This is a genomic window from Aestuariibius violaceus (genome assembly GCF_040779325.2).
Classification (GTDB): Bacteria; Pseudomonadota; Alphaproteobacteria; order Rhodobacterales; family Rhodobacteraceae; genus Aestuariibius; species Aestuariibius violaceus.
Genome location: NZ_JBFONT020000004.1, coordinates 57,435 through 83,831 on the forward strand (window position 1 = coordinate 57,435; position 26,397 = coordinate 83,831).

The following is a 26,397-nucleotide window of genomic DNA, read 5'->3' on the forward strand; positions in this document are numbered from 1 at the left end:
ACACTCCAGGGATGAGGGCATCGCCCGACCCGAAGCGGTGGGCGGTGTCTTGGACATCATCCGGTGGACGACTTCAGGCGTGAGTGTTCGACGCACTGAACAGAAGGGCATGGGCGATGAGGGTATCGCCCGACCTGGAGGGCGTTGTCGCAGCTGGACTGTGTAAGGCGGCATCAAGTGCTTCTAGCGTTGTGCCGCTTGGAACGTTGCAAAATCGCCCTCCTGGCGGAGGTCGGGCGATGCCCGGCGTGACCGTCGGGCGGGCGCTTTGCGCGGCGCCTTCCCCCGAAAGATCAAGCCGACCTATTGGCCAGCCGGAAGCACTGAACCGAAGCTCACGACGCCTTGCTGCTGTCCTCCTCTTCGTCGGACGGCATGTATTTCTGAAGCGTCACGATCTGCGCCCAGAGGAAGACGAACAGGACCGCCGGGAAGGCGAAGGTTTCGATCTTGACCCAGGCGTCGGTCGACATCGTGCGCCAGACCACCTCGTTCGCGATGGCGAGCCCCGCGAAAAGGGCCGTCAGGCGGCGGGTCAGGATCATCCAGCCTTCCTGCGCCATGGGCAGCATCTCTCCCATCACGAATTCCAGAAAGCTGCGCCCGCGCGCCAGCCCGATCCCGAGGAGTGCTGCGAAGCAGCCATAGACGATCGTCGTCTTCATCTTGAAGAAGCGCTCGTCGTTGAACCAGGCGGTCAGCGCGCCGAAGAAGATCACCATGAAGGCGGTGAAGATCTGCATTCGGCTGAGCTTGCCGGTCAGGAACCACAGCACCGCCATCGCGCCAAGCAGGATCGGCACGAAGGCCAGCGTGGCAACGATGAAGCCGGAATAGTCGACACCCCAGATCGTGAAGCTCTCGTCGCGGATCCGCATGTAGAGCAGGAAGAAGGCGATGGTCGGCCCAAGCTCAAGCACCTGCTTGGTCCAGCCGTTGATCTGTCGTTCCGCCATCTACCCTCCGAACTCCACAATAACGGCCCCGGCCGCAATCAGCGCCATCAGCGCCGTGCGGCGGGGGCCGACGGTTTCGCCTAAGATAAGCCACCCGATCAGCGCTGCAAACACCGTCGACGTCTCGCGCAGCACCGCGGCCTCGCCCACAGAGTCGAGCCGGGTGGCCAGCATGATCGACCCGAAGGAGCCGAAGGCGACGATCGCCCCGATAAAACCCCGCAGGATCAGCGGCTTGAGGGCCAGCCCGATGAGCGTCTGACGCCGCGGCGTCAGGGCGAAGAGGAGCGGGAAGTCGAAGGAGGTGACAAAAAAGAACCAGGCGAGGAAGGTGAACGGATCGGCGGCGGCGCGGATGCCGTAGGCATCATAGGTTGTGTAGATCGCGACGAGAAGACCCGTGACGACGGCAAGCGACAGCGCCCGGCGCATCCGCGCCGCGTCGAGGTTCTCGCGGGCGAGGTTGTAGGCGGCAAGCCCGTAGATCCCCAGCAGCAGGACGGCGAGGCCGAGCCATTGGAGGGGCGCGAAGGTCTCGCCAAAGATCGCCCAGGCGCCGATCACCGCAAAAAGCGGGCCGGTGCCGCGGACCACGGGGTAGACCACCGTATAGGCGCCGCGGCTATAGGCCATCGCCTGCAGCACCTTGTAGGCGAAGTGGATCACGATCGCGCCCGCGAGGATCGGCCAGAGATGCGGCTCGGGCCAGGGGAAGACGAACAGCGCCAGCGGACAAGCGAGGATCACGAGCCAGGCATCGATCGCGGCGCGGCTGATCCAGGGGTCGTGGCGGCCCTTCTGAAGCGCGCCGAAAAGCGCGTGAAGGAAGGCCGCGAAGAGCGCGAGGGCGAGCGCCGCCCGGGCCCCGGCTTCGGTGCCCTCGAGCGCGAGGACCCAGTCGCTCACCCGCCGGGCGCCGGAACCCAGCCGAGATCGATGCGCATGCCGTCGAGCGTCGCCGCGACGTCGCCGGGCGCCACCTCGTCCGCGGTCGCAAGCGGTAGGAAGCGCGCGGGGCCGAGGCCCTGATCGTCGGCGAAGCTGAGCGTCAGCGTGCCGTCCGGCGACGGCATCGCATCGATGATCGCGGCCGCCGCGGCCCGGCTTTCGATGCCGAGCATGGTTCCGGGAAGCGCGTCGATCAAACCGCGCCAGTTGGCCTGCAGCGCCTGCATCTCTTCCGCCGGGCGGGGGCTGTCGGCAAGCAGGTCGTTCGCCAGGGCGGGCAGGACGAAGCTGCCGAAAAGGCCGTTGCCGCGGATCTCGGCCACCAGAGAGGTCAGCCGGAAGCTGCCTGCCGAGAACGCGGCGGTGGTTGCATCCGACAGGTTCACGTCCTCGACGATGGCAGCGAGGATCACCGCATTCTCGCCTTCGGGTGGTACGCTGGGTGTCGTCAGGACGACGCGCCGTTCGACCGGGTCGTGGGCGATCGCGAAGTGCAGGTCGACCCGGGTTTGGGACGAATGGTGGGGGCGGGCGAATTGCAGGGCCTGCCCGCTGCCAAGCCGCAGGGTCGTGCGGACGCCCTGCCCCCGAATGTCGATCTGCGCGGGCAGACCGCCCGGCAGCGCGTCGAGGCCATCACCACTCCACGCGATGCGGTCAGCCTCCCAATCCTGGCCCTCGACATCGGTGGTGGAGCGGATGCGGGTCGCAACGCAAGCGCCCCCGCTCAGACCGACGGAGCCTGCGGTGACCTCCATATCAAAGCGCGCCGCGACCTCTGTCAGGCCGGACCAGCTGGTCAGGCAGGTGCCGCGGGTCAGCGTTTGGGCGGGCAGCGCAGCGGGCAAAGAGCAGAGCGCAGCGAGAATGACAGATCTGATCACGTATCCAGCCCCACGAGAGCGACAGCGAATTCTTCGGGATCGAAGGGGGCGAGGTCGTCGATCTGCTCTCCGATCCCGATCGCGTGGATCGGCAGGCCGAAGCGGTCGGCAAGGGCCACGAGCACACCGCCCTTGGCCGTCCCGTCGAGCTTTGTCATCACGAGGCCCGAGACGTCGGCCAGTTTCTGGAACGTCTCGACCTGGCTGAGCGCGTTCTGCCCCGTCGTCGCATCGAGCACCAAGAGCGTGTTGTGCGGCGCGTCCGGATCGCGCTTGCGGATGACGCGGACGATCTTGGCGAGTTCCTCCATCAGGTCCTGCCGGTTCTGCAGGCGCCCGGCCGTGTCGATCAGCAGAAGATCGGCCCCCTCCGCCTCGGCCTTGGCCATCGCATCGAAGGCGAGCGAGGCCGGGTCGGACCCTTCGGGCGCCGTCAGCACCGGCACGCCCGCCCGGTCGCCCCAGACCTGCAATTGTTCGACGGCGGCGGCGCGGAACGTGTCGCCCGCGGCGATCACCACCGACTTGCCCGCCGCCTTGAACTGGCTGGCCAGCTTGCCGATCGTCGTCGTCTTGCCCGAGCCGTTAACGCCGACGACGAGGACCACCTGCGGGCGCTTGGCATAAAGCGGCATGGGCTTGGCCACAGGTTCCATGATCCGGGCGACCTCCTGGGCGAGGGTCTGCTTGATCTCTTCGGTCGACACACGCTTGCCGAAATGCGCCTCGGCCAGGTTGGCGGCGACCCGCAGCGATGTTTCGACGCCCAGATCGGCGGCGATCAGCACCTCTTCGAGGCTTTCGAGCATCGCATCGTCGAAGACCCTGCGCTTTGCCTCGGGATCGGCGGAACGGCCCAGGAGGCGGCCCAGAAGCCCCTGTTTTTCGGGCTCAGGTTCGGGCGTGAACGCCTCCTGCGGCAGTGGCTCGGGCGAGGGGATCGGTGTGAGTGGCGGCTGGGTGACCGGGTCCGGATCTGGTGGTGCGTCGGTGCCTTCCTCGACAATGGCCTCCAGGCTCTCCTCGATCTTCGAGGAGGATTTGAACATCCGATCCTTCAGCTTACCAAAAAACGACATCAAAACGGTCCCCCAGCGTGACCCTTTTCCAACTACCCTTCCGTAAGGTCGCCCTCAAGGGTGCCCGATGGTCAGATCTCGTCCGGAAAGTGTTTCATGACATGTTCGAACGGGTTCGGCGCCGCCTGTCCCAGCCCGCAAATAGAGGCGTCGCGCATACAAGTGGCAAGCTCTGTCAGCAACGGCTGATCCCATTTCTCGGCCCGCATCAGCTTGACGGCCTTTTCGCAACCCACCCGGCAGGGGGTGCACTGGCCGCAGCTTTCATCCTCGAAGAACTCCAGCATGCAGAGCGCGGCGTCGCGAGCGCTGTCCTTGTCCGACAGCACGACCACGGCGGCGGAGCCGATGAAGCTGCCGTGGGGCTGCAGCGTGTCGAAATCGAGCGGCACATCATCGAGGCTCGCGGGCAGGAGGCCCGAAGACGGACCGCCCGGCTGGTAGGCCTTGAACGCGTGGCCGTCGGCCATGCCGCCCGCTGCGTCGATCACGTCACGGATCGTGGAGCCTGCGGGCAGGCGGTAGACGCCCGGGCGCGCGACCCGGCCCGAGACCGAGTAGCTGCGCAGGCCGGTGCGGCCGTTCTTTTCGGTGCGGGTGAGAAACTCGGGGCCTTTCCGGCAGACCACGGCGACCCAGTAGAGCGTCTCGACATTGTGCACGAGGGTCGGGCGGCCGAAGAGGCCGACCTCGGCCACATAAGGCGGGCGGTGGCGCGGGATGCCGCGCTTGCCTTCGATCGATTCGATCATCGCCGATTCCTCGCCGCAGATATAGGCGCCGGCGCCGCGGCGAAGCTCGATATAGCCTTCCTCGACGATCCCCTCGGCTTCGAGGGCTGCGATTTCGGTGCGGAGGATGTGAAGGACAGCCGGGTATTCGTCGCGCATGTAGATATAGCAGCGCTCGGCCTCGATCGCCCAGGCGGCGATCAGCATCCCTTCGAGGAACATGTGGGGGGCGCGTTCGAGGTAGTACCGATCCTTGAAGGTCCCGGGCTCGCCCTCGTCGCCGTTCACGGCCAGGTAGCGCGGTCCGTCATGGGCGCGGACAAAGCCCCATTTGCGCCCTGCCGGGAAGCCCGCGCCGCCCAAGCCGCGGAGGCCTGAATCGAGGATCTGCTGCTGGATTTCCTCGGGGTCTTCTTCATCTCCTACTTTTCGGAGGGAGGAGAGCGCCTTGTAGCCGACGTTCTGCAGATAGGTCTGCAAATCCTCGTAATCGGGGATCTTCGGGTGGATGTCGCCCGCGGCGATGGCCTCTTCGACCGCCTCCGGCGTTGCGTGGTCGATATGGTTGTGGCCAAGCTCGCAGGTGGGCGCGGTGTCGCAGCGGCCCATGCAGGGCGCGCGGACGACGCGGACCTGCTTGGGGTCGAGGCCATCTTCAAGCGCAGCTTTCAGCTCGAGCGCGCCCGCCAGGCGGCAGGAGAGCGAATCGCAGACGCGGACGGTCAGCGCGGGCGGCGGCGCTTCGCCCTCCTTCACGACGTCGAAATGGGCATAGAAGGTGGCGACCTCGTAGACCTCCGCCTCGGCCAGGCGCATCTCTTCGGCCAGCGCCTTGATATGGGCGGCAGAGAGATGGCCGTGGGCGTCCTGGATCAGGTGCAGATGCTCGATCAGCAGATCGCGGCGGCGGGGCCGGTCGCCGAGCAGGCGCTGAACCTCGGCCAAGGCGCCGTCGTCCAGCGCCCGGCCCTTCGGGCGGATGCGGCCCTTGCCCTTGCCGGACTTCCAGATGCCTTTCGGCTGCTCGTTGTCGAGTGCCATGGTCTCTCCATTGGTTGAGGGCACTCTAATGCCGCGACGCCCGCCGGAACCATTGCAAAAGCGACCCTCCGCCGCCTGTTTCTGTCGCGCGCGGCGGGATGCCGCGGGGCCGTCGCCTCAGGGTGGCCAAGGACCGGACGGCCTGCGATAAGCGGCGCCATGAGATATGCGATCCTTGCAGCCCTGACCCTGGCGACGCCCGTGGCCGCCGGAGAGCAGATGTCCCCCGAAGCCTTCGAACAGGCGACCGAGGGGCGGACCTTCCATTTCAGCTCGAATGGCGGGCTTTATGGGGCCGAGCGGTATCTGCCCGGGCGGCGGGTCATCTGGTCGTTCGTCGATGGGCAAGAAGTGCAGGAATGCCTCGACGGGGAGTGGTACGTGGCCGAGGATGGCGACATCTGTTTCGTTTACGAGGATGATCTGGGTCCGCAGTGCTGGGCTTTCTATCGCGAGGGCGACCGCATCCGCGGCGAATTCCAGAGCGAACCGACGGACCCGACGGTCTACATGGCCGAGGAAACGAGCGAGCCGCTGCTCTGCATGGGGCCGGATGTGGGGGTTTGAGCCAGTCGCCTGACGGCAGGTCTGCAGGGATGAGGGCATCGCCCGACCTGGAGGGCGTTGCTACGATTTAGCTACGACGGACAGTGCCAAGATCCCCACCGATGCGCTGCTGGAGACGTTGTAAAATCGCCCTCCAGGGGGAGGTCGGGCGATGCCCGGCGGTGCCGCCGGGCGGGACATTTGGCCGGTGTCTCGCGTTGAAGCTGCCTTAGGCCGAAACGCGGCGCCAGCGGACGACCTTGCGCTCCCACGCCTGCACGAAACCGTATTCGATGACCAGCATCACGGCGGTGAAGCTCAGGGCGTAGGCCAGGACATGGCCCACCTCGAACAGCTGGAAATAAAGGTGGATCTGGAAGCCGACACCGTTGGGGCGGCCCAGGAACTCCACCACCAGCACGATCTTCCAGATGATGGCAAGCCCGTTGCGCACCGCGGCCGCGATGAAGGGCCAAAGCTGCGGCAGCACCACATGGACCATGCGCTTCGCCCAGCTCATCCGGTAGGCGCGCGCCATCTCGGCGACCGCGGGGTCGAGCGCGCGAACACCCTCCCGCACCGTCACGGCGACCATGGCCGTCTTGTTGACGGCGACGGCGACGATCGCGGCGACCTCGTTGAGCCCGATCCAGAGGTAGCACAGAACGATCACGACCAGCGCGGGCACGTTCAGGAACACCATCACCCAGGCGCCGAACCAGCGATCGGCCCGCTCGCTCGACCCCAGCGCCAGGCCGATCACCAACCCCACGCCCATCGCCAGCGCAAAGGCCGCCGCCACACGCAGCAGGGTCGCGCCGATATGCGTCCACAGCACACCGCTTTGCGCCTCGCCCACGAGGATCCGCCAGACCTCTCCCGGCCCCGGCAGCACGTCGGGGTCCGCGCCCAGCGACACGACCCACCAGAGCGCCAGAAGACCCAGCAAAGACAGGGCCAGAGCGGTCTTATCCAATCCCTCACGCGGCATGACGCTTACCTTCGCACAGCGGCCCGCACGGGGCCGCTTCGACCTTCGTCCAATAGGGCGCCCCCGGGCACCCCTTTAGACAAAGGGGATGGGAGGTTTGCGCGCCTTACTCGCCGCGTTGGTCACGCTTGTGGCCTCTCTCTCTATGGCCGAAACGACCCCACGCGAGGATATCGCGGCGATGATCGTCCCGCCCATGTCGCTAGGCGAGCCGCTGAACGATGACGGCGTCTTTGAGCTGCTGAATTCCGGCGGGGCCCATGCCGGCTACGTCTTCGAAACTCGGCCCATGGCCCCCCTGCCCGGCTTTTCCGGCGCGCCGATCAACATGCTGGTCGTGCTCGACCTCGATGGGCGATTCCTGGACGTGAGGCTGATCGAGCACAACGAGCCGATCTTCGTCTCCGGCCTGGGGCAGGCGCCGTTTCATGCCTTCTTCGAGCAGTATCGCGGCCACTCGATCTCGGACTCTATCGTGGTCGGCACAGCCTACGGGACCGCGACCGAGGGCAGCGCGCTGGTCTATCTCGACGGCGTGACGAAGGCGACGGCCTCGGTCCGGATCGCCCATGAAAGCGTGCTGGCCGCCACCCTGCAGGTCGCGCGCGAGCGGATGTCGGGGATCGCGACCGGCCCGCCGGCCTATCCCGATCCCGACTACAGCGAGGATCTGACCTGGGACGACCTCGTGGCGCAGGGCCTCGTGACCCGCAAGACCGTCACCAATGCCGAGGTAAACGACGCCTTCGCCGGCACCCTCTGGGCAAGTGACGACCCCGAGGCGACGGCAGAGCCCGACGCCCCCTATCTCGACCTCTGGATCGTCGATCTCGGGCCGCCGTCCATCGCGCGGGCGGTGCTGGACGACCGGTCCCTGCAGGCCCTTCAGCGGTTCCAGCAGATTTCCGAAACCGACGAACCGATCCTGCTGGTCGAAACGGCGCGCCATGGCCTGGTTTCGGAGGAGTTCGTGCGCAACACCTCGCCCGACTGGATTTCGGCGGAACAGGGCGGCTTTCCGATCGCCTTGCGCGACGCAGACCTGCTGGTGAACCTCTCCCGCGACGTCCCCCGCGCGCTGCGGAACGGCACTGCGATGATCCTGCGGACCGACCGGCGGCTGGGCTTCGACCCAGCCTCGGAGTGGGTGCTGAAGGTCGAGGCGGTGCGCGAACACGGGATGTTCCAGCCCGAGATCGGGTCGGTCACGTTGGAGGCCACACACGTCACGCCCGAACGCTTCTTCATCCGGCCTCAGGAGGTCAAACCACCGCCGCCCTGGTTGGCCGCGCTCAAAGAGCGGTCCACCGATTTCACCGCCCTCGCCGTTTTCCTCGTGGCCCTCGTGGGCGCGCTTGCCTTTGCCGACCGGCGGCTGGCCGCGCCGCGCCTGCTGACGCCGATGCGCCTTGGCGTCCTTGCCTTCATGACGGTCTTCATCGGCTGGTGGGGGCAAGGGCAGCTGTCGATCGTGACGCCGCTCGGCACGCTCAGCGCGGCTTCGCAGGGGGGCAGCTTCGCGTTCCTGCTTTACGATCCGTTCTCGTTGCTGATCTGGGCGGTGACGATTATCGGGCTGATCGCCTGGGGACGGGGCCTGTTTTGCGGCTGGCTCTGCCCGTTCGGCGCGCTGCAGGAATTCGCGGCGCATCTGGGCCGCCTGCTGCGCATCCCCCAGATCGAGCCGAATGCCCTGTGGGACGCGCGGCTGAAATACCTGAAATACGTGATCCTCGCAGGCCTTGTCGGTATCGCCATCTGGGCGCCCGCGCAGATCGACAAGGCGGCAGAGGTCGAGCCCTTCAAGACCGCGATCACCACCTTCTTCCTCCGAGAATGGTATTACGTCGCCTACGCCGTCTTCTGGTTGGTCCTATCGATGGCGCTCTTCAAGGGCTTCTGCCGCTATCTCTGCCCCTTGGGCGCGCTCCTCGCCCTGGGCGGGCTGCTGCGCGGGCGCGCCTGGATCGAACGCCGCGCCGAATGTGGCTCGCCCTGCCAGCTCTGCCGGGTGAAATGCCAATACGGCGCGATCGAGAAATCCGGCCGCATCGACTATTCCGAATGCTTCGCCTGCCTCGACTGCGTGCAGATCTACGACGACCCCAAGCAATGCGTTCCGCTGATCCTGGAAGGGCGCCGCGCCAACGGCCGCCCCCTCGGCCACCCGAACGGAGTGCCCGCCGAATGAACCGCCGCCGCTTCCTGATGATCTCGGCAGCCATGGCGGCAACGCCCGCACTGGCCAGCCGGGAGCGCTGGACCGGCCGCGCCCTCGGTGCCGAGGCGCAGATCACGCTCGAGGCGCCGCCGGACGTGGCGGACAAAGCCCTCGCCGCGGCGCGGGCGACACTGGCCGAGATCGAGGGGCTCTTCACGCTCCATGCCCCCTCGGCGCTGACCGAACTCAACGCAAACGGCCGCCTGCGCATGAACCCGGCCTTTGCTGACCTCGTGCAGGCCGCCGACCACGCCCACCACCTGACCGGCGGCCTCTTCGACCCGACCGTCCAGCCCCTCTGGCGGGCGCTGGCCGAGGGGCGCGACCCAGGCCCTGCCAGCGCGCTCATCGGTTGGGAACGGGTCATCCATGACAACCTCGCGATCACCCTGGACGCGGGCCAGGCGCTCACCTTCAACGGCATCGCTCAAGGCTATGCGACCGAGGCCGTGCGCCGCACGCTCACCGCCCACGGCCTGACCCGCGCGCTGATCCATGTCGGTGAATATGCTGCCATCTCCGGCCCCTATCGGCTGGGTCTTTCGGACCCCGCGCATGGTCTTGTCGCCACACGCACGCTGACCGGCGGCGCCATCGCCACGTCGAGCCCCGCGGCAACGCCCCTCGCAGGCGGGGGCCACATCCTCCACCAGACCGCCCGGCCCCGCTGGTCCACCGTGTCGGTCGAAGGCCCCGACGCCACGCTCGCCGACGCTCTCTCGACGGCGCTTTGCCTCGCCGACCTGGATAGCGTGAGAGAAATCCGCGCCCGCGCCGGAGACGCTATCAGCCGCATCACATTGATCGATGCTGACGGCAATATCCGAACCCTCTAAGGGCGCAGGCGGCCTCCCGGCCTTACCGAACCGTCCGGTTCTGGCGGCGGAGGAGAGGTCCCGGATCAAGTCTAGGAGGGAGGCACCGCGCGGTTAGGGCAGCGCCCGACCCGACGGGGCGGGGCCGAACTGACTGAATGCCTGTCAAGCAGCTCCGCGTGTGCGCTTCTTGTGTCGTCGCAAAAGCGCCCGCCCCGTGGGGGGCGGGTCGGGCGCTGCCCGGCGTCTGCGCCGGGCGGGACCTTTGGCAAGCGTGGCGCAAAACAAAGGGCGCCCCGCAGGACGCCCCCACCCCTTACGCCACTACCTCAGTGACCGACGGTTCCGCCGGCCTCACCCGCCGCCGCAGCTGCCACGGCGCGCTTGGTGATGACACCCACCAGATGCGCCCGGTAGTCCTTCGTTCCGTGCAAATCGCCGATCATCCCAGACCGATCCACCGACAGGCCGGACACCCCATCGGCCGAGAAATTGCCGGACAGCGCGCTTTCCGCCTCGCCCCAGCGGAACACGCCCTCTTCCGACGCACCGGTCACGGCGACCCGGACGCCATCGGCGAACTTCGCGACGAAGACAGCCGTCAACGGAAAGCGCGAGGCGGGCTGGATGAACTTCATATAGGCCGCCTGCTCAGGCACCGGGAACTTGACCTCGGTAATGATCTCGCCCTCATCGAGCGCGGTCGCGAACATCCCTTGGAAATAGTCATCCGCCGCGATCTCGCGCTTGTCGGTCAAGATGGTCGCGCCCGAGGCGAGCGCCCCCGCCGGATAGCAAGCCGATGGGTCATTATTAGCGAGAGAGCCGCCGATCGTGCCGCGCGCACGCACAGCCGGATCGCCGATCCGACCGGCAAGGTACGCCAGCGCCGGATACTCCCCAGCACCTGCGGCCACCTCCCCATGGGTGGTTGCCCCACCGATACAGATCCGTCCGCTATCGTCGGCACAGATGCCCTTCATTTCGGAAATGCCGTGCAGCGACACCAGCTTGGACGGCATGGCGAGCCGCTGCTTCAGCGTCGGGATCAGCGTCTGCCCCCCGCCCAGCGGTTGCGCCTCTTCCGTCTTCAGCGCCGCGACCGCATCCTGGATGGTTGTCGGCCGTTCCAGATCGAATGCATACATCCTTGTCCTCCCCGGGGCGCGTTCCTCCGCCCCAAATAACCTGGTTTCAAGGGCGGCCCTGAACGCGCCGCCCGATCCTTACGCGCCTTGCATCGCCGCCCAGACGCGTGACGGCGTCAGCGGCATGTTGATATGCGTCACGTTCTTGCCGGCCGATTGCAGCGCGTCGACCACCGCATTGACCACTGCAGGCGGCGAGCCGATCGCGCCGGCCTCACCGCAGCCCTTCACGCCCAGCGGATTGTGGGTGCAGGGCGTGTGGACAGAATGATCGACCGCGAACATCGGCAGGTCATCCGCCCGCGGCATTGCGTAATCCATGTAGGACGCCGAGATCAGCTGACCGTCCTCGTCGTAAGAGCAATTCTCAAGCAGGGCCTGCCCGATCCCCTGGGCCAGTCCGCCATGAACCTGCCCCTCGACGATCATCGGGTTCACGATATTGCCGAAATCGTCCGCCGCGGCAAAGCTTTCGACCGTCACATGCCCGGTCTCGGGGTCGACCTCGACCTCGCAGGCATAGGCGCCCGCGGGATAGGTGAAGTTGGACGGGTCGTAGAACGCCGTCTCCTCCAGCCCCGGTTCGATCTCTTCCAGCGGGTAGTTGTGGGGCACATAGGCGGCGAGCGTCACGTCCCCCCACGCGACCGACTTGTCGGTGCCCGCGACGGTGAACGCGCCATCCTTCAGCTCGATATCGCCTTCGGAGGCTTCCATCAGGTGGGCTGCAATCTTCTTGGCCTTGGCGATGATCTTTTCCGTCGCCCGCACCATGGCCGAGCCCCCAACGGCGAGGGAGCGTGACCCGTAGGTCCCCATCCCCATCGGCGTGTTGGCCGTATCGCCATGGCTGATCTCGACCATGTTCTCGTCGATCCCGATCATGTCGGCGACCACCTGGGCAAAGGACGTCTCGTGCCCCTGCCCGTGCGAATGCGATCCGGTCATGACCGTGATCCCGCCGGTGGCGTTCACCCGCACCGTGGCGCTTTCGTAAAGCCCCGCCCGGGCGCCCAGCTGACCGACAAGGTTCGACGGCGCGATCCCGCAAGCCTCGATATAGCAGTTGATGCCGAGGCCGCGCAGCTTGCCCTTCGCCTCGCTCGCCTGCCGCCGCGCCGCGAAGCCGTCCCGGTCGATCATCTCGAGCAGGCGGTCCATCGTCGCGTTGTAATCGCCGGTGTCGTATTCCACCGCGACCGGTGTGGCATAGGGGAACTCCGTGATGAAGTTCTGCCGCCGCAACTCCACCGGATCCACGCCCAGCTCGCGCGCGGCCTTGTCGATGACCCGCTCCAGCTGGAACGTCGCCTCCGGGCGGCCCGCGCCGCGATAGGCGTCGACCGGCACGGTGTTGGTAAAGACCGCCTTCACGTTCACGTAGATCAGCGGCGTCTTGTAGTTCCCCGCCATCAGCGTGCCGTGCAGCCAGGTCGGGATCGACGGCGCGAAGGTGGACAGATACGCGCCCATGTTCGCGTAGGTCTCGGTCCGGATCGCGGTGAAGTTGTTCTCCGCATCCAGCGCCAGTTCGATCTTCGTCACGTGATCGCGGCCATGGGCGTCCGACATGAACGCCTCGGACCGGGACGAGGTCCACTTGACCGGCCGCTTCAGCTGCCGCGCGGCGAAGGTGCAGAACGCTTCTTCCGCGTAGTGATAGATCTTCGATCCGAAGCCGCCGCCGACATCCGGCGCCACCACCCGCAGCTTGTGCTCCGGGATGCCAAGGACGAAGGCGCCCATCAAAAGCCGGATCACATGGGGGTTCTGCGACGTGGTGTAGAGCGTCGATTCATCCGTCGCCTGGCTGTATTCGCCGACGGCCACGCGCGGCTCCATCGGGTTGGCAACCAGACGGTTGTTCACCAGCTCCAGCGTGGTGACATGGGCCGCCTCGTCCATGGCCTTGGCCACCGCATCGCGGTTCTCTTCGACGAAGCCCCAATCGTAGCAGAGGTTGTTCTTCAGATCGTCGTGAACCTTGGTCGCGCCGTCCTTAAGCGCCGCCTTCATGTCGACGACGACCGGCAGTTCCGAGATATCCAGCTCGATCGCCTCGGCCGCGTCGCGGGCCTGGGCATAGGTCTCGGCCACCACGGCGGCGATCGGGTCGCCCACATGGCGCACCTTGCCCTGGGCCAGCACCGGATGCGGCGGCTCCTGCATCGGCTCGCCGAAGCGGTCCGTGATCAGCCAGCCGCAGGGGATGCTGCCGACCCCTTCGAAATCCTTGCCGGTAAAGACGCGCACGACGCCCGGCATGTTCTCGGCCTCGGCAGTGTTCACCGCATTGATGGTGCCATGCGCCATGTCCGAGCGCAGGAAATGCACGTAAAGCTGCCCGTGCACGTTGATGTCGTCGGTATAACGCCCCTTCCCGGTCAGAAACCGCACGTCCTCGCGCCGCTTCTGAGGGGCCCCGATCCCGGAATCTTTCGGCATGTCCGTCCTCCCTGTCGAAGGGCCAGGGGCATTGCCCCCTCCCCTTCATCTGGCAAAAAATACTCAAATCCGGCGCCCGCCTCCTCTTGCAGGCGCCGGAACGTTACTCGGCGGCCATCGCCGGCGGATCGACCTGCTGACCGCTCGCCGCCATGATCGCCTTGACGATATTGTGGTAGCCGGTGCAGCGGCAGATGTTGCCTTCCAGATACTGGCGCACCTCTTTCTCGGTCGGCTTCGGGTTTTCCTTCAGCAGCGCCGCACCCGCCATCACCATGCCCGGGGTGCAGAACCCGCATTGCAGCCCGTGATGGTCTTGGAACGCCTGCTGGATCACGCCCAGCGTGCCGTCCTCGTTGGCCATCCCCTCGATCGTCGTGATGTCGGCCCCTTCGACCTCCATCGCGAAGATCGTGCAGGCCTTCACCGGCTGGCCGTCGATATGAACCACGCAGGCGCCGCATTGCGACGTGTCGCAGCCCACATGGGTGCCGGTCAGCCGCAGATCCTCGCGCAGGAAATCGACAAGCAGCGTGCGGCCCTCGACCTCACCCGCCACGTCCTTTCCGTTCACCTTCATCGAAACGCGCGTCATGCAAATCCTCCCCTCGCGTTCTTGTCTTTCCTGGCGGGCCTCAGCTTCCGACGAGCTTGCCCAGCCAGCCTTTCTTCTTCGGCTCGTCCGCCCCGTCTTCGGCGGCGGCAACCTGGTCTTCGGCGGGCTCTTGCGGCCCTTCGACCCGGTCCTTGAAATTGGTGAAGAACTGATCGGCCATCTTCTTGGCGAACCCGTCGATCACCCGACTGCCAAGCTGGGCGAGCTTGCCGCCCACCTTCGCGTCGACGTCATAGTGCAGCTCCGTCCCGCCCTCGACCTCCTCCAGCCGCACCTTCGCGCCACCCTTGGCGAACCCGGCCGCACCGCCTTTGCCCTCACCACTGATCGTCAGGCTGTCGGGCTGGTTCATGTCCTCAAGCGTCACGGCGCCCTTGAACGTCGCCTTGACGGGTCCGACCTTCTGGACGACGACCGCCTCGAACCCCTCCTGGGGAGAGCCGGCCATCTCCTGGCAGCCCGGAACGCAATCCTTCAGCACCTCAGGATCAAGGAGAGCGGCCCACACGGTTTCCCGGTCGGCGGCGATGGTCTGGCTGTCGCTCATATGCATCGAGTCGATGCCTCCTTTGTCTGTGTCACGCTAAAGCGCCCCGGTTGGGCCGCATATGCGACCAAGGGCCTAGGATCCTGTCGCGCAGTCTCCGGCACCGCATAGAAACAAGGGCAGCGCCCGACCCGACGGGGCGGCCCTGAGCTAAGTTCGACTTCGCCGACTGATCCGAGGGTCGTGCTCTTTATTGGTGTCGCAGAAGCGCCCGCCCCGTGGGGGGCGGGTCGGGCGCTGCCCGGCGTAAACGCCGGGCGGGACAGTGATGTGAAGCGAAGTTCTTTAAGCATCATCTCTCCGGCTCCCGGAACGTCACCCCGTACGCCTCGAAGATCGCCGGGATCCGCCCGTCCTCCAGCGCATACCGCACGGCATCATCCACCGAATAAGCCAGCGGCCGGTAGCGGAAGTTCACCCCCACCCCCAGCGTCCATGACGACTTCGCCAGCCCCGGCAGCGGCGGCTCGTGCACCTCCACGAACGGGATGTCCCAGAACTCAACCTGGCTTCGCGGTCCCATCACTGCCTTCACCGCGCCCTGATCGAGCGCCGCCATGGCCCCCGCCATCGTCGGGAAGCGCCGGATATTCGGCGCCAGCTGCCCGCCTGCGAGGTTCGATAGATAGAAGTCCGCAATCGAGTCGTTCTGCACCGCCACCGGATCGAACCGGAAATAGAGCGGCACAGGCGGCGTCTCGGGATAGGCGCGAGTGTCATAGGCGATGGCCAGCGACTCGGTCATGTATTGCCCGGTGAACACGACCTGCTCCACCCGGCAGGTGAAGGCGCTGTCATAGGGCACCCGCATCATCACGTTCGATACGGCCCCGCCGATGATCGGCCCCTGCCAGATGTTGTTGCGCAGATCGGCATCCAGGTTTTCGCCCGCCGCCACGAAGTTGAACCGCGCCTCGACGCCCAGATCCTCGGCGATGATCCGCGCGATCTCGATATCGATCCCGGTAGGCTGGCCCTTCTCCTCATAGCTGTAGGGCGGGAAATCCTCGTAGACGGCGAAGGACATGAACCCCCGCTCCTGGATCACGTCCAGTTCCTGGCCCACGATATCGCGGCTGGCATTCTGCGGCTTCGGCTGCGGCACCCAATCCGCGCAAGGATCCTCGGCCAGCGCCACCGATGGCAGCGCGACCGCCAGACACAAAGCTCGTGAAAGACCCCCGATCATGCCGCCATCATGCCAGCGCAAACCCGCTCCGCAAGGGCGTTATTGCGCGGCCGACAATCCGATCGTCAGCGTCTCGGCCGCCTCTTTGAAGCCTTCCGGCGAACCGTCGATCACCAGCGCCGCCCGCCGCGCAATTGAATCCGCGATCGGTGCGCCGGACAGCGTCTCGATCCCCTCGGCGATCTCGATCAATTCGCCGCGCACGGCCTCCGCATCCGTCTCCGAAGCCTCCGCCATCTGGTCCCGCAACGCCTTCAGCGCATCGGTGTTGTCGGCAATCGCCTGATCATCGGGCCGCGTCTCGATATAGGTCCGGATCGCCCAGGCCGCCTCCTGCCCCAGCAGGTCCCCGAATTCCGGCATCTTCGTCACGCCGCCCTGAGTGTACCCGTTCACGAACCGCTCGGCATACCACTCGTCGCCATATTCCTCGGCCTCGAGAAACCGCAGATCCGGCGCGAGCCCGCCCGAGACCCCTTCGATCCCGTGGCACCGCGCGCAATTCTGGTTGTAGCCCGACGCGCCGATCTCGATCGCCCGCTCCCAGACATCCTCACCCGCCGTCTCGGCCCGGTAGGGGTTCTCGATCAACCACTCGTCGCCCAGCTCCGGCAGCCCGGTCGTATCGACCGCCTGCGGCGTCACGGGCGGCCCGGCGGCAAAGGCCCCACTGGCCATCCCGGCCATCACGGCCCAGGCGGCAAAACGAAACGGCGAAACGGCCATGCGATCCTCCCTCGATCAGATTTCCCCTGCCTAAGCGACCGCCGCCCGCCCGGGTATTGGACCAAAGTCCGGAAAACGCGCGATCCCGCTCAGACCAAGGTCGGACTCGCGCCCGCCGCCCCGCAGGTTACCGTGAACGTCAAGGGAGGATCACATGCGCCAGACCATCGCGGCCGCGACAGCCGCCCTGTGCCTGACGAGTGCGGCAAGTGCCGATTTGGATATCACGATCCACTACCTGCGCGTCGAGACGGCGAAGCCTCCGACGCTGTCGAACCTCGACCCGATCCCCGAGGATCTGGGCCTTGCCGGTGCGCGTGTCGGCCTGGACGACAACACCACGACCGGCCGGTTCCTGGGCCAGAGCTACACGCTCACCGAAACCACCGTACCCGAAGCCCAAGACCCGACCGACGCCGCCCGCGCCGCGCTTGCGGAAACCGATCTCATCGTCCTCGATGCGCCCGCCGAGGCGCTGCGCACCATTGCCGACCTGCCCGAGGCCGACGGCGCGCTCCTCTTCAACGCGACCGCCCCCGACATGGCCCTGCGCGGGCCCGAGTGCCGCGCGAACGTCCTTCACACCATGCCGTCGCTCGCCATGCGCACCGATGCGCTCGCGCAGTTCTTCGTCACCAAACGCTGGGACACGCTCGCCCTGATCGCGGGCGAACAGCAGGCCGACGAGGCCTTCGCGGCCGCCATGCGCACCAGCCTCACCAAATTCGGCCTGGGCCTCGAGGCCGAAAAAACCTGGGCCTTCGATGCCGACATGCGCCGGAACGCCGCGCAGGAGGTGCCGCTCTTCACCCAGGACCTCGGCGAGTACGACGCCCTGATCGTCGCCGACGAGGCGCACGATTTCGGCCGCTACATCCTCTACAACACCTGGCGCCCCCGCCCCGTCGCGGGCTCCGAAGGGCTGCAGGCCGAAGCCTGGGCCCCGGTCGTCGAACAATGGGGCGCGGCCCAGCTCCAGTCCCGCTTTACCGAAGCCGCCGGCCGCGACATGGCCCCCGAAGACTACGCCGCCTGGGCCGCCGTGCGGGCTATCGGAGAGGCCGTGACCCGCACAAGCGCCGCAGACGCCGCAACCCTGCGCGCCTACCTGCTGGGCGACGAGTTTGAACTCGCGGGCTTCAAGGGCCGCCCGCTGACCTTCCGCACCTGGAACGGCCAGCTCCGCCAGCCGATCCCGCTCATCCACGCCCGCGCCCTCGTCGCCCAGGCCCCGCTCGACGGCTTCCTGCACCAGCGCACCGAGCTCGACACGCTCGGCCTCGACGCACCGGAAAGCGGCTGCGCGGCGTTCGAGGCCGCGAGATGATCTGCCCCAACCACATCTGCCGAGACACCTCTGACCCCCTCCTGCCGGCATCCAAGTTCCGCAACTCCACAACGCATCGAATGGACCATACCGTCCGGCCCTACACGGACGGCGCACGACCCGATACGGATACCCGTCCAACCGACACGCGTCCTCCCAACCGCGCGTTAACCTTAACGCCGATCAACCTTAACGCGCCCGTCTCCGGCCCAGAGCCCACCCCTCCCCTTCATCTGGCCAAAAATACTCGAACCCGACCCCGCCACCTGACTGAAAGCCCGATCATGAAATCCCTCCTCGCCGCCCTCGTCCTCGCCACCCCGGCCATGGCCGATGAAATCTGGGTGACCAACGAAAAGGACGACACGATCAGCGTGATCGACGTTGAGACGCTCGAGGTCGTGCGCACGATCGACACGGGCGAACGCCCCCGCGGCATCACCTTCGCCAAGGATTATTCCGTCGTCTATATCTGCGCCTCCGACAGCGATGCGGTGCAGGTGATGGACCCGGACACGGGCGAGATCCTGCACGACCTGCCTTCGGGCGAAGACCCCGAACAATTCGTCCTCCATCCCGACAACCGCCGCCTCTACATCGCGAACGAGGATGACGCGATCACCACCGTCGTCGATACCGAAACCCGTCAGGTCATCGCCCAGATCGACGTGGGCATCGAACCCGAAGGCATGGCGGTCTCTCCCGACGGCAGGATCGCGATCACGACCAGCGAGACCACCAACATGGCCCACTGGATCGATACCGAGACGGAAGAGCTCTTCGCCAACACCCTCGTCGATACCCGCCCCCGCCACGCGGAGTTCGTGAAAGAGGGGACAGAGCTCTGGGTGTCGTCGGAAATCGGCGGCACGATCACCGTCTTCGACGTCGAAACCCAGGCGGAAAAGGCCAAGATCGCCTTCGAGGTCCAGGGCATCCACCCCGACCGCGTCCAGCCCGTGGGCTTCGAATTCACCAATGACGACACCCACGCCTTCGTCGCCCTCGGCCCCTCGAACCACGTCGCCGTGGTCAATGCCGACACCTACGAGGTCGAGGATTACCTCCTCGTCGGCCGCCGCGTGTGGCACATGGATTTCAACGCCGACCGCTCGCTTCTCTTCACCACGAACGGCGTCTCCGGGGACGTCACCGTGATCGACGTGGAGCGCCGCGAACCGATCAAGACGATCAAGGTCGGCCGCTTCCCCTGGGGCGCCGCCTTCCGGCCCACAGAGTAATGTTTAACGATTGAATTACTCCGACACGATGCCGACCAGTTGCCGCCCGGATGCAGCCCGGCCAGATAAGGACCGAACCATGAACAGGTTAACCGCTTTTGCCCTCACAGCCGCCCTCACCGCAGGCCCCGCCTTTGCCGACAGCGATGCAGGCTTCGGCCTCGCAGGCATCCTTTCGGCCTCCAACAAAGAGGATCTGCCCCCCATCACCCTCAGCGCCGGCATGCCGCTCTCTGACGCCCCTTTGTCTTTGAAATCAGGCACTTACTACGAAATCGAGATCGAAGCAGACGGCTCCCAGGAGCTTGCCCTCGTGGGCGCGGAGTTCTTCCGCGCGATCTGGATCGACGAGATCGTCATCGAGGGCCTCGAGATCCGCCCCCTCGGCCTCGACAGCGTCGAATTCGACGAGGCGGGCGTAATGGAAATAGGCTTCCTCGCCATCAAGCCCGGCCGCTATACTCTCCGCGTCCCAGGCTCGACAGGAGAAACTCAACGTCTTGAAATCACAATCGAATAACGGGCTGATCGTCGATAGCGTCTCGTTCTCCTACGGGCGCAAGGAGGCGCTGAAAGACGTCTCGTTCACCGTCGAGCCGGGTCAGTTCTGTGCCCTCCTCGGCCCGAACGGCGCGGGCAAATCCACGCTCTTCGCGCTCCTCACACGACTGATCACCACCCGCCAGGGCCGGATCGAGGTCGCGGGCCACAACCTTCTGAAATCCCCCAGAAAAGCGCTCGCCAGCATGGGCGTGGTCTTCCAGCAGCCGACCCTCGACCTCGACCTCACCGTCGCCCAGAACCTCCGCTACTTCGCCGCCCTCCACGGCCTCGCTGGCCGCGACGCCGCAACCCGCATCGACGCCGCCCTCGACCGCCTCGCCATGCGCGACCGCGCAAGCGAAAAGGTCCGTGCCCTCAACGGCGGTCACCGCCGCCGGACCGAGATCGCCCGCACCCTCCTCCACGACCCCAAGGTCCTGCTCCTCGACGAACCGACCGTCGGCCTCGACGCCGCCACCCGCCAGTCGATCACGGCCCATGTCCATGAAATCACGGCAGAAAACCACCTCACCACGCTTTGGGCCACCCACCTGACCGACGAGGTGGGCCCCACCGACCGCCTTGTCATCCTCCACCAGGGCCGGATCCGGGCCGACGGCATCGCCGCCGACATCACCGGCCCCACTCCCCTTGCCGATCGCTTCCTCACCCTGACGGAAGCCGCATGACCGTCCCCCTTCATCTGGCACAAAGTCCTCCCGCCGGAGGCCCGCGCGGCTGGGCGGGCGGGCGCCGCGCCGAAGGCGCGCGGGCGCTCGCCGCCGCGCCATGATCGCCTCCCTCATCGCCATCATCGCCCGCGAGGCGCTCCGCTTCGTCCACCAGCGCGAACGCTTCCTCGCCGCCCTCGTCCGCCCCCTCGTCTGGCTGCTTGTCTTCGCCGCGGGCTTCCGCGCCGCGCTCGGCCTGTCGATCATCCCGCCCTACCAGACCTACATCACCTACGAGACCTACATCGTCCCCGGGCTCTGCGGGATGATCCTTCTTTTCAACGGGATGCAATCCTCCCTCAGTCTCGTCTACGACCGCGAGATGGGCTCGATGCGGCTCCTGCTGACCAGCCCGCAACCGCGCTGGTGGCTCCTCTTCTCCAAGCTCATCGGCTCGACCGCGATCTCCATCCTGCAGGTCTACGCCTTCCTCGCCATCGCCGCCCTTTTCGGCATCACTCTGCCCGCCTGGGGCTACGTCACGGTCCTTCCAGCCCTTCTCGTCGCCGGGCTCATGCTTGGCGCCCTTGGCCTCCTTCTCTCCTCTTTCATCAAGCAGCTGGAAAACTTCGCCGGTGTGATGAACTTCGTGATCTTCCCGATGTTCTTCCTCTCCTCCGCCCTCTACCCCCTCTGGAAGATGGCGGAATCAAGCGAGCTGTTGCATGACATCTGCGCCGCGAACCCTTTCACCCACGCCGTCGAGCTCATCCGCTTCGCGCTCTATGTCGACCTCAACCTGCCCGCCTTGGGCTGGACGATGCTCGCCACGGCGCTCTTCACCGCGGCCGCCCTCTGGGGCTACGACCCGGCCCGCGGCACCATGCGCCGCAAGACCTGAGCCTACGACCATGGCGGCGTCGAAAATCGGCGCAATCCGTGCTATGTCCGCCAGATGATGAAAACACTCGTCCTTCCGCTCGCCCTTCTCGCCATGCCACTCTCGGCTGAAACCGACGAATTCGGCACCCTGAATCCTGACGAGATGACGTGGCAGAACAACCTGACCGCCGCCGAACGCGGCGAGACCTCGATGATGATGTGCGCATCAGGCTACATGATGACCAAGTCGGGCGATCACGAAACCGCCCGGAAGATCTTCGAAGCCTGCGCCGAGGATGGCTGGACCGGCACGATGACCTGGCTCAGCCAGCTCGACAACAACGGCCTTGCCGGAGCGTACGACCCGGACGCGGCCGCCGAGTGGGACCGCAAGGCGGCAGAGCTTGGCGATCCGGTGGGTAAGTTCAACTACGGCCTCGCGCTGATCCGGGGCCACGGGGTGCAGAAGGACGAAGAGGCGGGCCGCGCCCTGATCGACGAGGCGGCAGCCACAGGCCTTCCGATCGCCCGGCGCATGGTCGCCGCCGACTATGACCCCGAAGAGGTCACGCCCGACGCCGACAACTGGAAATACGCGCCCCTCTTCTGACGCTCTTCCACGATGCGCGCGGGCGACCCACCCAGAACCGCGATGCGGTCGGCCAGACGTTCCGCCTCGGCCTCCACATGGGTGACCAGAACGGTTGCGACCCGCCGGGACGCGCGCAGACGTTCGAACAGCGCCATCATCTCGTCCGCCAGGTCCGGGTCGAGCGACACGAAGGGTTCATCCATCAACAACAGCTCCGGGGCGGCCGCGAACGCCCGGGCGAGTGAGAGGCGCCGCCGCTGGCCAAGCGAAAGCTGGCCGGGAAAGTCCCCGCCCCGCCCCGCCAAGCCGACCTCGGCCAACGCCGCCTCAGCCGCATCGACACCGACCCCGGTTGTAACACGCAGATTGTCAATCAGGCTACGCCAGGGCAGCAGCGTCGGCTCCTGAAACACGAAGGCCCGCCGCTCGGTCGCCGCCAGCGTTCCGGAAAACCGGGCCTCCAGCCCCGCCATGATCCGCAAAAGCGTCGTCTTGCCGATCCCCGACGGCCCGACAAGGGCCAGCGTCTCTGCCGGTTTCAGCCTGATGTCGATGGGACCAAGCACGGGCCCGCCGCCGAACGACATCGCCGTCAGCGCAAGCGTCAGGACGGGCGGGCCTGCGGCGCCTCCGTCGATGGCCCGCAGCATCGCGGTCAGCTCGCCGGTTGCAGGAAGGTGCCTTCGGGCAGAGTTGTCGCCTCGCCCAAAAGCTCCGGCCCGCCGAGGTCGACCATCAGTTCCAGCATCCGCGCCGCGGCGGCCTCATCGACCGGACCCGCCTCCGGGATGCCTTCCCGGAAGCCCGCCTTCAACGCCTCGAACTGGGTATCGTTGTCGACCCGCATCCGCGGCCGCAGCCGGTCCCACGCCGCGTCATCTTCGGCCAGAAGATCCTTCGCGGCCCGCGATGCATCGGCCAATCCGCGCACCAGATCTGGCTGCGCCTCCAACAGCTCGCCCTTCACTACGTAACCCAGAAGCGGCGTATCGGGATCCAGCCCCAGCGCCTCGGCCGCCTCGGCGACCGAGATCAGGCGGCGCATCCCGGCCGCTTCCATCTTCGCCATGAAGTGCCAATAGTTGATGGCGCCTGCGATATCGCCATCAAGCGCGGTCTTGAAGATCAGCGGCGGCGCGCCGTAGACCTGCTCGGTCTCTCCGGCAAGGTCCAGCCCCTGTTGCGCCGCATAGGCTTGCAGGATCAGCCAGCTCTTGTCGAGCGGCCCGCCTGCGATCCCGATCTTCTCACCGGCCAGGTCCGTAATGCTGCCGATGTCGCTGTCGCCCGCGACTATCACGCCACCCACCGCCTTGGAATAGGGGATAAAGACATAATCCTTCCCCGCTGCCCGCTGCCGCGCGACCCAAAGCCAGTCGGACACGATCACGTCCGCCTCGCCACCCTGAAAGGCGACCTGCGCCGCCGATCCACCGGCCACGCCCTGCACCTGCAGGTCGAACCCGTGGTCGGCGTCGAGCCCGTAATGCCCGATCGTGTCGAGCTCCCAGTTCACCGTGCCGAACTCAAGAACCGACGCGCGCAGCACCGGCGTCTCTGCCGATACCGCGACCGCGCTGAGAGAAACCACCGCCGCAGCGGCCAGTCTGCCGAAAAAGCCCATCTGATCCTCCCGTTTGGCTTGGCCTTCAACCTAGCAGCGCCAGCGCCCGCTCAAATGCGACCAAAGACCAATCGGCGTCATTCTATCACGAGCCGCGGCAGCCAATGCCCCTCGGGATCGCCACGCTCCAGATCCATCTCGCGCACCGGCCGCAGATCGCCTTCCGGCGGCGGAGCCGAGATCACGTTCATGTCGATCTCGTGCAACCGGCCAATCAGGCGCTCACCCTCGTCCTCCAGTCGGTAATAGACGCCGTTCCAGGTATCGATCCCGTACTCGGCCGCACCCTTCCAGATGAAGAGGAAGTCGTATTCGAGGTCGATCAGATCCTCGCCGATGTCGCGCCGGATCTCATAGGGGTAAGGCACGTGGCACCAGTGCTTTTCCGGCCCCTCGATGCAGCGGAACGGTCGCATCGACAGGAAGTGATCGGCAAACGGCGCCTCGACCCAGTCGATCTCGTAGCCGCTACCGTCGAACGTGGTCCGCGCGACTTCGATCCGTTCTCCCGCCAGACTTTCAAGCCACGCGGTCCGGACGTCTTCCGCATGACCCGCCTGAGCGGCAACCAGCAGCGTCATCGCCAGCGTTGACCGTCGCATGTTGTCCTCCCGCCCGCCATCAGGCGAAGGGCAATCCCGACCTGTCAAGCCCCCGCGGGGTCGTAAGACCATTGTTCAATACCTGCGCCCCGCCCCCTCGTCCGATACTAACCGAAGGGGCCCAGCGCGCCCCGGTTCGGCGCGCGGCCTGTAAGGACGGCTCAGGGAGGATTGACATGAACCGCTTTATTCTCGCCGCGACGGCGGGGCTTCTGGCCACAGGCATGGCCCACGCCCAGGTGACCGAAGAAGACCTCGCCAACGACCAGGCGACACCGGAAAACGTGCTCACCAACGGGATGGGTCGGCACCTGCAGCGGTATTCGCCGCTCGATACGCTCAACCGCGAAAACGTCGACAAGCTGGTCCCGGCCTGGGCGTTCTCGCTGGGCGGGGAAAAGCAGCGCGGGCAGGAGACGCAGCCGCTGATCCATGACGGGATCATGTATATCACCGGGTCATACAGCCGCCTCTACGCGATCGACGCCATGACGGGCGAGGAAATCTGGCAGTACGATGCGCGTCTGCCCGAAGGCATCCTGCCCTGCTGTGACGTGGTGAACCGGGGGGCCGCCATTTATGGCGACAAGGTCTATTTCGGCACGCTCGATGCCCGGATCGTCGCGCTCGACGCCAAGACGGGCGACGTGGTCTGGCGCGACCAGATCGCCGATTACAAGGCGGGCTACAGCTATACGGCCGCTCCTCTGATCGTGAACGGGCTCGTCATCACCGGCAATTCTGGCGGTGAATTCGGCGTCGTCGGTTCCGTACAGGCCCGGGATGCTGAAACCGGCGATCTCGTCTGGGAACGTCCCGTGATCGAAGGTCATATGGGCACGCTCAACGGTGAAGAAAGCACCATGACCGGCACGCTCAACGCGTCCTGGCCCGGCGACATGTGGAAGACCGGCGGCGGGGCGACCTGGCTCGGCGGGTCTTACGACGCGGATACCGACACGCTTGTCTTCGGCACCGGCAACCCGGCGCCCTGGAACTCGTGGCTGCGTGGCGGCGGCACGGAAAGCGACGACCTGATGGGCGACGCGCTCTATGCCTCCTCGCGGCTCGGCATCGATCCGGCGAATGGTGAGATCAAGTGGCACTACCAGACGACACCGCGCGAAGGCTGGGACTATGACGGCGTGAACGAAGTCGTCTCCTATACGGACCGCGAGGGGAACGCCCGCTTCGCCACCGCCGACCGGAACGGCTTTTTCTACGTGCTCAACCGCGAAGACGGCGCGTTCATCTCTGCCGTGCCCTTCGTCAAGGACATCACCTGGGCCGAAGGCATCGACGAGACCGGGCGTCCGATCTTCATCGAGGACAACCGCCCCGGCGATCCCTCGGCAGCAGCGGATGGCCAGAAAGGCGACGTGGTCTTCGCCTCGCCCGGCTTCCTCGGCGGCAAGAACTGGATGCCGATGGCCTTCTCCCAGCGAACCGGCAACTTCTACGTCCCGTCCAACGAATGGGGCATGGATATCTGGAACGAGCCGATCACCTACAAGCAGGGCGCGGCCTATCTGGGCGCGGGCTTTACCATCAAGCCGAACTACGAGGACCACATCGGCTCTCTCAAGGCGATCGATCCGGACACGGGCGAACTCGTCTGGGAGTACCAGAACGACGCCCCGCTTTGGGCCGGTGTCATGACGACCGCGGGCGGTCTGGTCTTCACCGGCACGCCTGAAGGCAAGTTCATGGCCTTCGACGACGAAACGGGGGAAGAACTGTGGTCCTTCCAGACCGGCTCCGGCATCGTCGGCCAGCCCGTGACCTGGGAACAGGACGGCGAGCAATATGTCTCGGTCATCTCCGGCTGGGGCGGCGCGGTTCCGCTCTGGGGCGGCGAGGTGGCCAACAAGGTCAACTACCTCAACCAGGGCGGCATGCTCTGGACCTTCCGGCTCCCGGCGGAGCTGGCATCGGCTGACTGAGCCAACTGAAATCCCGGAAAGAGGCGCCTTCGGAAGGCGCCTCTTTTTTGTGGGACGGTGGGCAGGAGTGACCAGGCTACCCGGAAACC

The 26,397-nt window shown here is 66.2% G+C and carries 25 protein-coding genes; 10 read left to right on the top strand and 15 right to left on the bottom strand.

The features are described from left to right. Nucleotides 1-335: 335 nt before the first annotated feature. The 5 genes from AADZ90_RS14165 to AADZ90_RS14185 form a co-directional block, all read right to left on the bottom strand. A complete protein-coding gene (locus AADZ90_RS14165) occupies nucleotides 336-956 on the bottom strand; it encodes an inner membrane-spanning protein YciB (RefSeq protein ID WP_367310873.1) in 621 nt (206 codons plus the stop codon). Beyond that, the gene (locus AADZ90_RS14170) at nucleotides 957-1,862 is read right to left on the bottom strand and encodes an EamA family transporter (protein WP_367310872.1); all 906 of its coding nucleotides are present in this window, start codon (nucleotides 1,860-1,862) and stop codon (nucleotides 957-959) included. Next, a complete protein-coding gene (locus AADZ90_RS14175) occupies nucleotides 1,859-2,788 on the bottom strand; it encodes a hypothetical protein (RefSeq protein WP_367310871.1) in 930 nt (309 codons plus the stop codon). Before AADZ90_RS14175 ends, AADZ90_RS14170 begins: the two co-directional genes overlap by 4 nt. Continuing rightward, on the bottom strand, nucleotides 2,785-3,867 hold the full coding sequence (gene ftsY / locus AADZ90_RS14180; protein ID WP_367310870.1) for a signal recognition particle-docking protein FtsY: 1,083 nt from the start codon (nucleotides 3,865-3,867) through the stop codon (nucleotides 2,785-2,787). Before ftsY ends, AADZ90_RS14175 begins: the two co-directional genes overlap by 4 nt. A gap of 71 nt (nucleotides 3,868-3,938) precedes the next feature. Continuing rightward, complete coding sequence (locus tag AADZ90_RS14185) at nucleotides 3,939-5,639, bottom strand: NAD(P)H-dependent oxidoreductase subunit E (RefSeq protein ID WP_367310869.1); 1,701 nt, start codon at nucleotides 5,637-5,639, stop codon at nucleotides 3,939-3,941. A 159-nt stretch (nucleotides 5,640-5,798) separates the two neighbouring features. Here AADZ90_RS14185 and AADZ90_RS14190 point away from each other — a divergent pair, with 159 nt between their 5' ends. Then, complete coding sequence (locus AADZ90_RS14190; RefSeq protein ID WP_367310868.1) at nucleotides 5,799-6,206, top strand: hypothetical protein; 408 nt, start codon at nucleotides 5,799-5,801, stop codon at nucleotides 6,204-6,206. Between the two features lie 208 nt (nucleotides 6,207-6,414). On the opposite strand, the gene AADZ90_RS14195 is transcribed toward AADZ90_RS14190, so the two are convergent. After that, complete coding sequence (locus tag AADZ90_RS14195; RefSeq protein ID WP_367310867.1) at nucleotides 6,415-7,176, bottom strand: ABC transporter permease; 762 nt, start codon at nucleotides 7,174-7,176, stop codon at nucleotides 6,415-6,417. A gap of 88 nt (nucleotides 7,177-7,264) precedes the next feature. Here AADZ90_RS14195 and AADZ90_RS14200 point away from each other — a divergent pair, with 88 nt between their 5' ends. Together AADZ90_RS14200 and AADZ90_RS14205 are read left to right on the top strand one after the other, a co-directional pair. Then, entirely contained in the window at nucleotides 7,265-9,367 is a 2,103-nt protein-coding gene (locus AADZ90_RS14200; RefSeq protein ID WP_411997049.1) for a 4Fe-4S binding protein, read from the top strand. After that, on the top strand, nucleotides 9,364-10,233 hold the full coding sequence (locus AADZ90_RS14205) for an FAD:protein FMN transferase (RefSeq protein ID WP_367310865.1): 870 nt from the start codon (nucleotides 9,364-9,366) through the stop codon (nucleotides 10,231-10,233). The genes AADZ90_RS14200 and AADZ90_RS14205 overlap by 4 nt, the downstream gene beginning before the upstream one ends. Nucleotides 10,234-10,541: 308 nt before the next feature. On the opposite strand, the gene AADZ90_RS14210 is transcribed toward AADZ90_RS14205, so the two are convergent. The 6 genes from AADZ90_RS14210 to pedF form a co-directional block, all read right to left on the bottom strand. Next, nucleotides 10,542-11,360, bottom strand: a complete 819-nt coding sequence (locus tag AADZ90_RS14210; RefSeq protein WP_367310864.1) for an FAD binding domain-containing protein — start codon at nucleotides 11,358-11,360, stop codon at nucleotides 10,542-10,544. Between the two features lie 78 nt (nucleotides 11,361-11,438). Continuing rightward, on the bottom strand, nucleotides 11,439-13,805 hold the full coding sequence (locus AADZ90_RS14215; protein WP_367310863.1) for a xanthine dehydrogenase family protein molybdopterin-binding subunit: 2,367 nt from the start codon (nucleotides 13,803-13,805) through the stop codon (nucleotides 11,439-11,441). Nucleotides 13,806-13,908: 103 nt separating this feature from the next. Then, nucleotides 13,909-14,400, bottom strand: a complete 492-nt coding sequence (locus AADZ90_RS14220; protein ID WP_367310862.1) for a (2Fe-2S)-binding protein — start codon at nucleotides 14,398-14,400, stop codon at nucleotides 13,909-13,911. A gap of 40 nt (nucleotides 14,401-14,440) precedes the next feature. Further along, a complete protein-coding gene (locus AADZ90_RS14225) occupies nucleotides 14,441-14,974 on the bottom strand; it encodes an SRPBCC family protein (protein ID WP_367310861.1) in 534 nt (177 codons plus the stop codon). 286 nt (nucleotides 14,975-15,260) lie between these two features. Beyond that, nucleotides 15,261-16,157, bottom strand: coding sequence for a substrate-binding periplasmic protein (locus tag AADZ90_RS14230; RefSeq protein ID WP_411997050.1), 897 nt, complete (start codon nucleotides 16,155-16,157; stop codon nucleotides 15,261-15,263). A 39-nt stretch (nucleotides 16,158-16,196) separates the two neighbouring features. Next, nucleotides 16,197-16,883 (bottom strand): cytochrome c-550 PedF, encoded by a 687-nt coding sequence (gene pedF, locus AADZ90_RS14235; RefSeq protein ID WP_367310859.1) that lies wholly within the window; start codon nucleotides 16,881-16,883, stop codon nucleotides 16,197-16,199. A gap of 154 nt (nucleotides 16,884-17,037) precedes the next feature. Here pedF and AADZ90_RS14240 point away from each other — a divergent pair, with 154 nt between their 5' ends. The 6 genes from AADZ90_RS14240 to AADZ90_RS14265 all read left to right on the top strand — a co-directional run bounded on the left by AADZ90_RS14240 (nucleotide 17,038) and on the right by AADZ90_RS14265 (nucleotide 22,157). Beyond that, the gene (locus AADZ90_RS14240; RefSeq protein WP_367310858.1) at nucleotides 17,038-18,210 is read left to right on the top strand and encodes an ABC transporter substrate-binding protein; all 1,173 of its coding nucleotides are present in this window, start codon (nucleotides 17,038-17,040) and stop codon (nucleotides 18,208-18,210) included. Between the two features lie 284 nt (nucleotides 18,211-18,494). After that, on the top strand, nucleotides 18,495-19,451 hold the full coding sequence (locus AADZ90_RS14245) for a YVTN family beta-propeller repeat protein (protein ID WP_367310857.1): 957 nt from the start codon (nucleotides 18,495-18,497) through the stop codon (nucleotides 19,449-19,451). 79 nt (nucleotides 19,452-19,530) lie between these two features. After that, nucleotides 19,531-19,971, top strand: coding sequence for a hypothetical protein (locus tag AADZ90_RS14250; protein WP_367310856.1), 441 nt, complete (start codon nucleotides 19,531-19,533; stop codon nucleotides 19,969-19,971). Then, a complete protein-coding gene (locus AADZ90_RS14255) occupies nucleotides 19,952-20,683 on the top strand; it encodes an ABC transporter ATP-binding protein (protein ID WP_367310855.1) in 732 nt (243 codons plus the stop codon). The genes AADZ90_RS14250 and AADZ90_RS14255 overlap by 20 nt, the downstream gene beginning before the upstream one ends. Nucleotides 20,684-20,783: 100 nt before the next feature. Beyond that, complete coding sequence (locus AADZ90_RS14260) at nucleotides 20,784-21,566, top strand: ABC transporter permease (protein ID WP_367310854.1); 783 nt, start codon at nucleotides 20,784-20,786, stop codon at nucleotides 21,564-21,566. A gap of 54 nt (nucleotides 21,567-21,620) precedes the next feature. Continuing rightward, nucleotides 21,621-22,157: a tetratricopeptide repeat protein gene (locus tag AADZ90_RS14265; RefSeq protein ID WP_411997051.1), complete on the top strand. Its 537-nt coding sequence runs from the start codon at nucleotides 21,621-21,623 to the stop codon at nucleotides 22,155-22,157. Here the strand turns inward: AADZ90_RS14265 and AADZ90_RS14270 are convergent. From AADZ90_RS14270 to AADZ90_RS14280, 3 genes are all read right to left on the bottom strand, one after another. After that, a complete protein-coding gene (locus AADZ90_RS14270) occupies nucleotides 22,097-22,789 on the bottom strand; it encodes an ABC transporter ATP-binding protein (protein WP_367310852.1) in 693 nt (230 codons plus the stop codon). The genes AADZ90_RS14265 and AADZ90_RS14270 overlap by 61 nt on opposite strands. 5 nt (nucleotides 22,790-22,794) lie before the next feature. After that, nucleotides 22,795-23,763 carry an ABC transporter substrate-binding protein gene (locus tag AADZ90_RS14275; RefSeq protein WP_367310851.1) on the bottom strand — a complete coding sequence of 323 codons (969 nt, stop codon included), beginning with the start codon at nucleotides 23,761-23,763 and terminating at the stop codon, nucleotides 22,795-22,797. Between the two features lie 77 nt (nucleotides 23,764-23,840). Then, on the bottom strand, nucleotides 23,841-24,365 hold the full coding sequence (locus AADZ90_RS14280) for a hypothetical protein (RefSeq protein ID WP_367310850.1): 525 nt from the start codon (nucleotides 24,363-24,365) through the stop codon (nucleotides 23,841-23,843). Nucleotides 24,366-24,541: 176 nt separating this feature from the next. On the opposite strand from AADZ90_RS14280, the gene AADZ90_RS14285 reads away from it, so the two are divergent. After that, nucleotides 24,542-26,308 (top strand): PQQ-dependent methanol/ethanol family dehydrogenase, encoded by a 1,767-nt coding sequence (locus tag AADZ90_RS14285; protein WP_367310849.1) that lies wholly within the window; start codon nucleotides 24,542-24,544, stop codon nucleotides 26,306-26,308. The last annotated feature ends 89 nt before the right edge of the window (nucleotides 26,309-26,397 follow it).

Bases quoted from the DNA above. Each gene is read 5' to 3' on its own strand.
- AADZ90_RS14165 (WP_367310873.1), bottom strand. From the start codon at position 956: ATGGCGGAACGACAGATCAACGGCTGGACCAAGCAGGTGCTTGAGCTT.
- ftsY (WP_367310870.1), bottom strand. From the start codon at position 3,867: ATGTCGTTTTTTGGTAAGCTGAAGGATCGGATGTTCAAATCCTCCTCG.
- AADZ90_RS14185 (WP_367310869.1), bottom strand. From the start codon at position 5,639: ATGGCACTCGACAACGAGCAGCCGAAAGGCATCTGGAAGTCCGGCAAG.
- AADZ90_RS14190 (WP_367310868.1), top strand. From the start codon at position 5,799: ATGAGATATGCGATCCTTGCAGCCCTGACCCTGGCGACGCCCGTGGCC.
- AADZ90_RS14195 (WP_367310867.1), bottom strand. From the start codon at position 7,176: ATGCCGCGTGAGGGATTGGATAAGACCGCTCTGGCCCTGTCTTTGCTG.
- AADZ90_RS14200 (WP_411997049.1), top strand. From the start codon at position 7,265: ATGGGAGGTTTGCGCGCCTTACTCGCCGCGTTGGTCACGCTTGTGGCC.
- AADZ90_RS14205 (WP_367310865.1), top strand. From the start codon at position 9,364: ATGAACCGCCGCCGCTTCCTGATGATCTCGGCAGCCATGGCGGCAACG.
- AADZ90_RS14210 (WP_367310864.1), bottom strand. From the start codon at position 11,360: ATGTATGCATTCGATCTGGAACGGCCGACAACCATCCAGGATGCGGTC.
- AADZ90_RS14215 (WP_367310863.1), bottom strand. From the start codon at position 13,805: ATGCCGAAAGATTCCGGGATCGGGGCCCCTCAGAAGCGGCGCGAGGAC.
- AADZ90_RS14220 (WP_367310862.1), bottom strand. From the start codon at position 14,400: ATGACGCGCGTTTCGATGAAGGTGAACGGAAAGGACGTGGCGGGTGAG.
- AADZ90_RS14225 (WP_367310861.1), bottom strand. From the start codon at position 14,974: ATGCATATGAGCGACAGCCAGACCATCGCCGCCGACCGGGAAACCGTG.
- AADZ90_RS14230 (WP_411997050.1), bottom strand. From the start codon at position 16,157: ATGATCGGGGGTCTTTCACGAGCTTTGTGTCTGGCGGTCGCGCTGCCA.
- pedF (WP_367310859.1), bottom strand. From the start codon at position 16,883: ATGGCCGTTTCGCCGTTTCGTTTTGCCGCCTGGGCCGTGATGGCCGGG.
- AADZ90_RS14240 (WP_367310858.1), top strand. From the start codon at position 17,038: ATGCGCCAGACCATCGCGGCCGCGACAGCCGCCCTGTGCCTGACGAGT.
- AADZ90_RS14245 (WP_367310857.1), top strand. From the start codon at position 18,495: ATGAAATCCCTCCTCGCCGCCCTCGTCCTCGCCACCCCGGCCATGGCC.
- AADZ90_RS14250 (WP_367310856.1), top strand. From the start codon at position 19,531: ATGAACAGGTTAACCGCTTTTGCCCTCACAGCCGCCCTCACCGCAGGC.
- AADZ90_RS14260 (WP_367310854.1), top strand. From the start codon at position 20,784: ATGATCGCCTCCCTCATCGCCATCATCGCCCGCGAGGCGCTCCGCTTC.
- AADZ90_RS14265 (WP_411997051.1), top strand. From the start codon at position 21,621: ATGATGAAAACACTCGTCCTTCCGCTCGCCCTTCTCGCCATGCCACTC.
- AADZ90_RS14270 (WP_367310852.1), bottom strand. From the start codon at position 22,789: ATGCTGCGGGCCATCGACGGAGGCGCCGCAGGCCCGCCCGTCCTGACG.
- AADZ90_RS14275 (WP_367310851.1), bottom strand. From the start codon at position 23,763: ATGGGCTTTTTCGGCAGACTGGCCGCTGCGGCGGTGGTTTCTCTCAGC.
- AADZ90_RS14280 (WP_367310850.1), bottom strand. From the start codon at position 24,365: ATGCGACGGTCAACGCTGGCGATGACGCTGCTGGTTGCCGCTCAGGCG.
- AADZ90_RS14285 (WP_367310849.1), top strand. From the start codon at position 24,542: ATGAACCGCTTTATTCTCGCCGCGACGGCGGGGCTTCTGGCCACAGGC.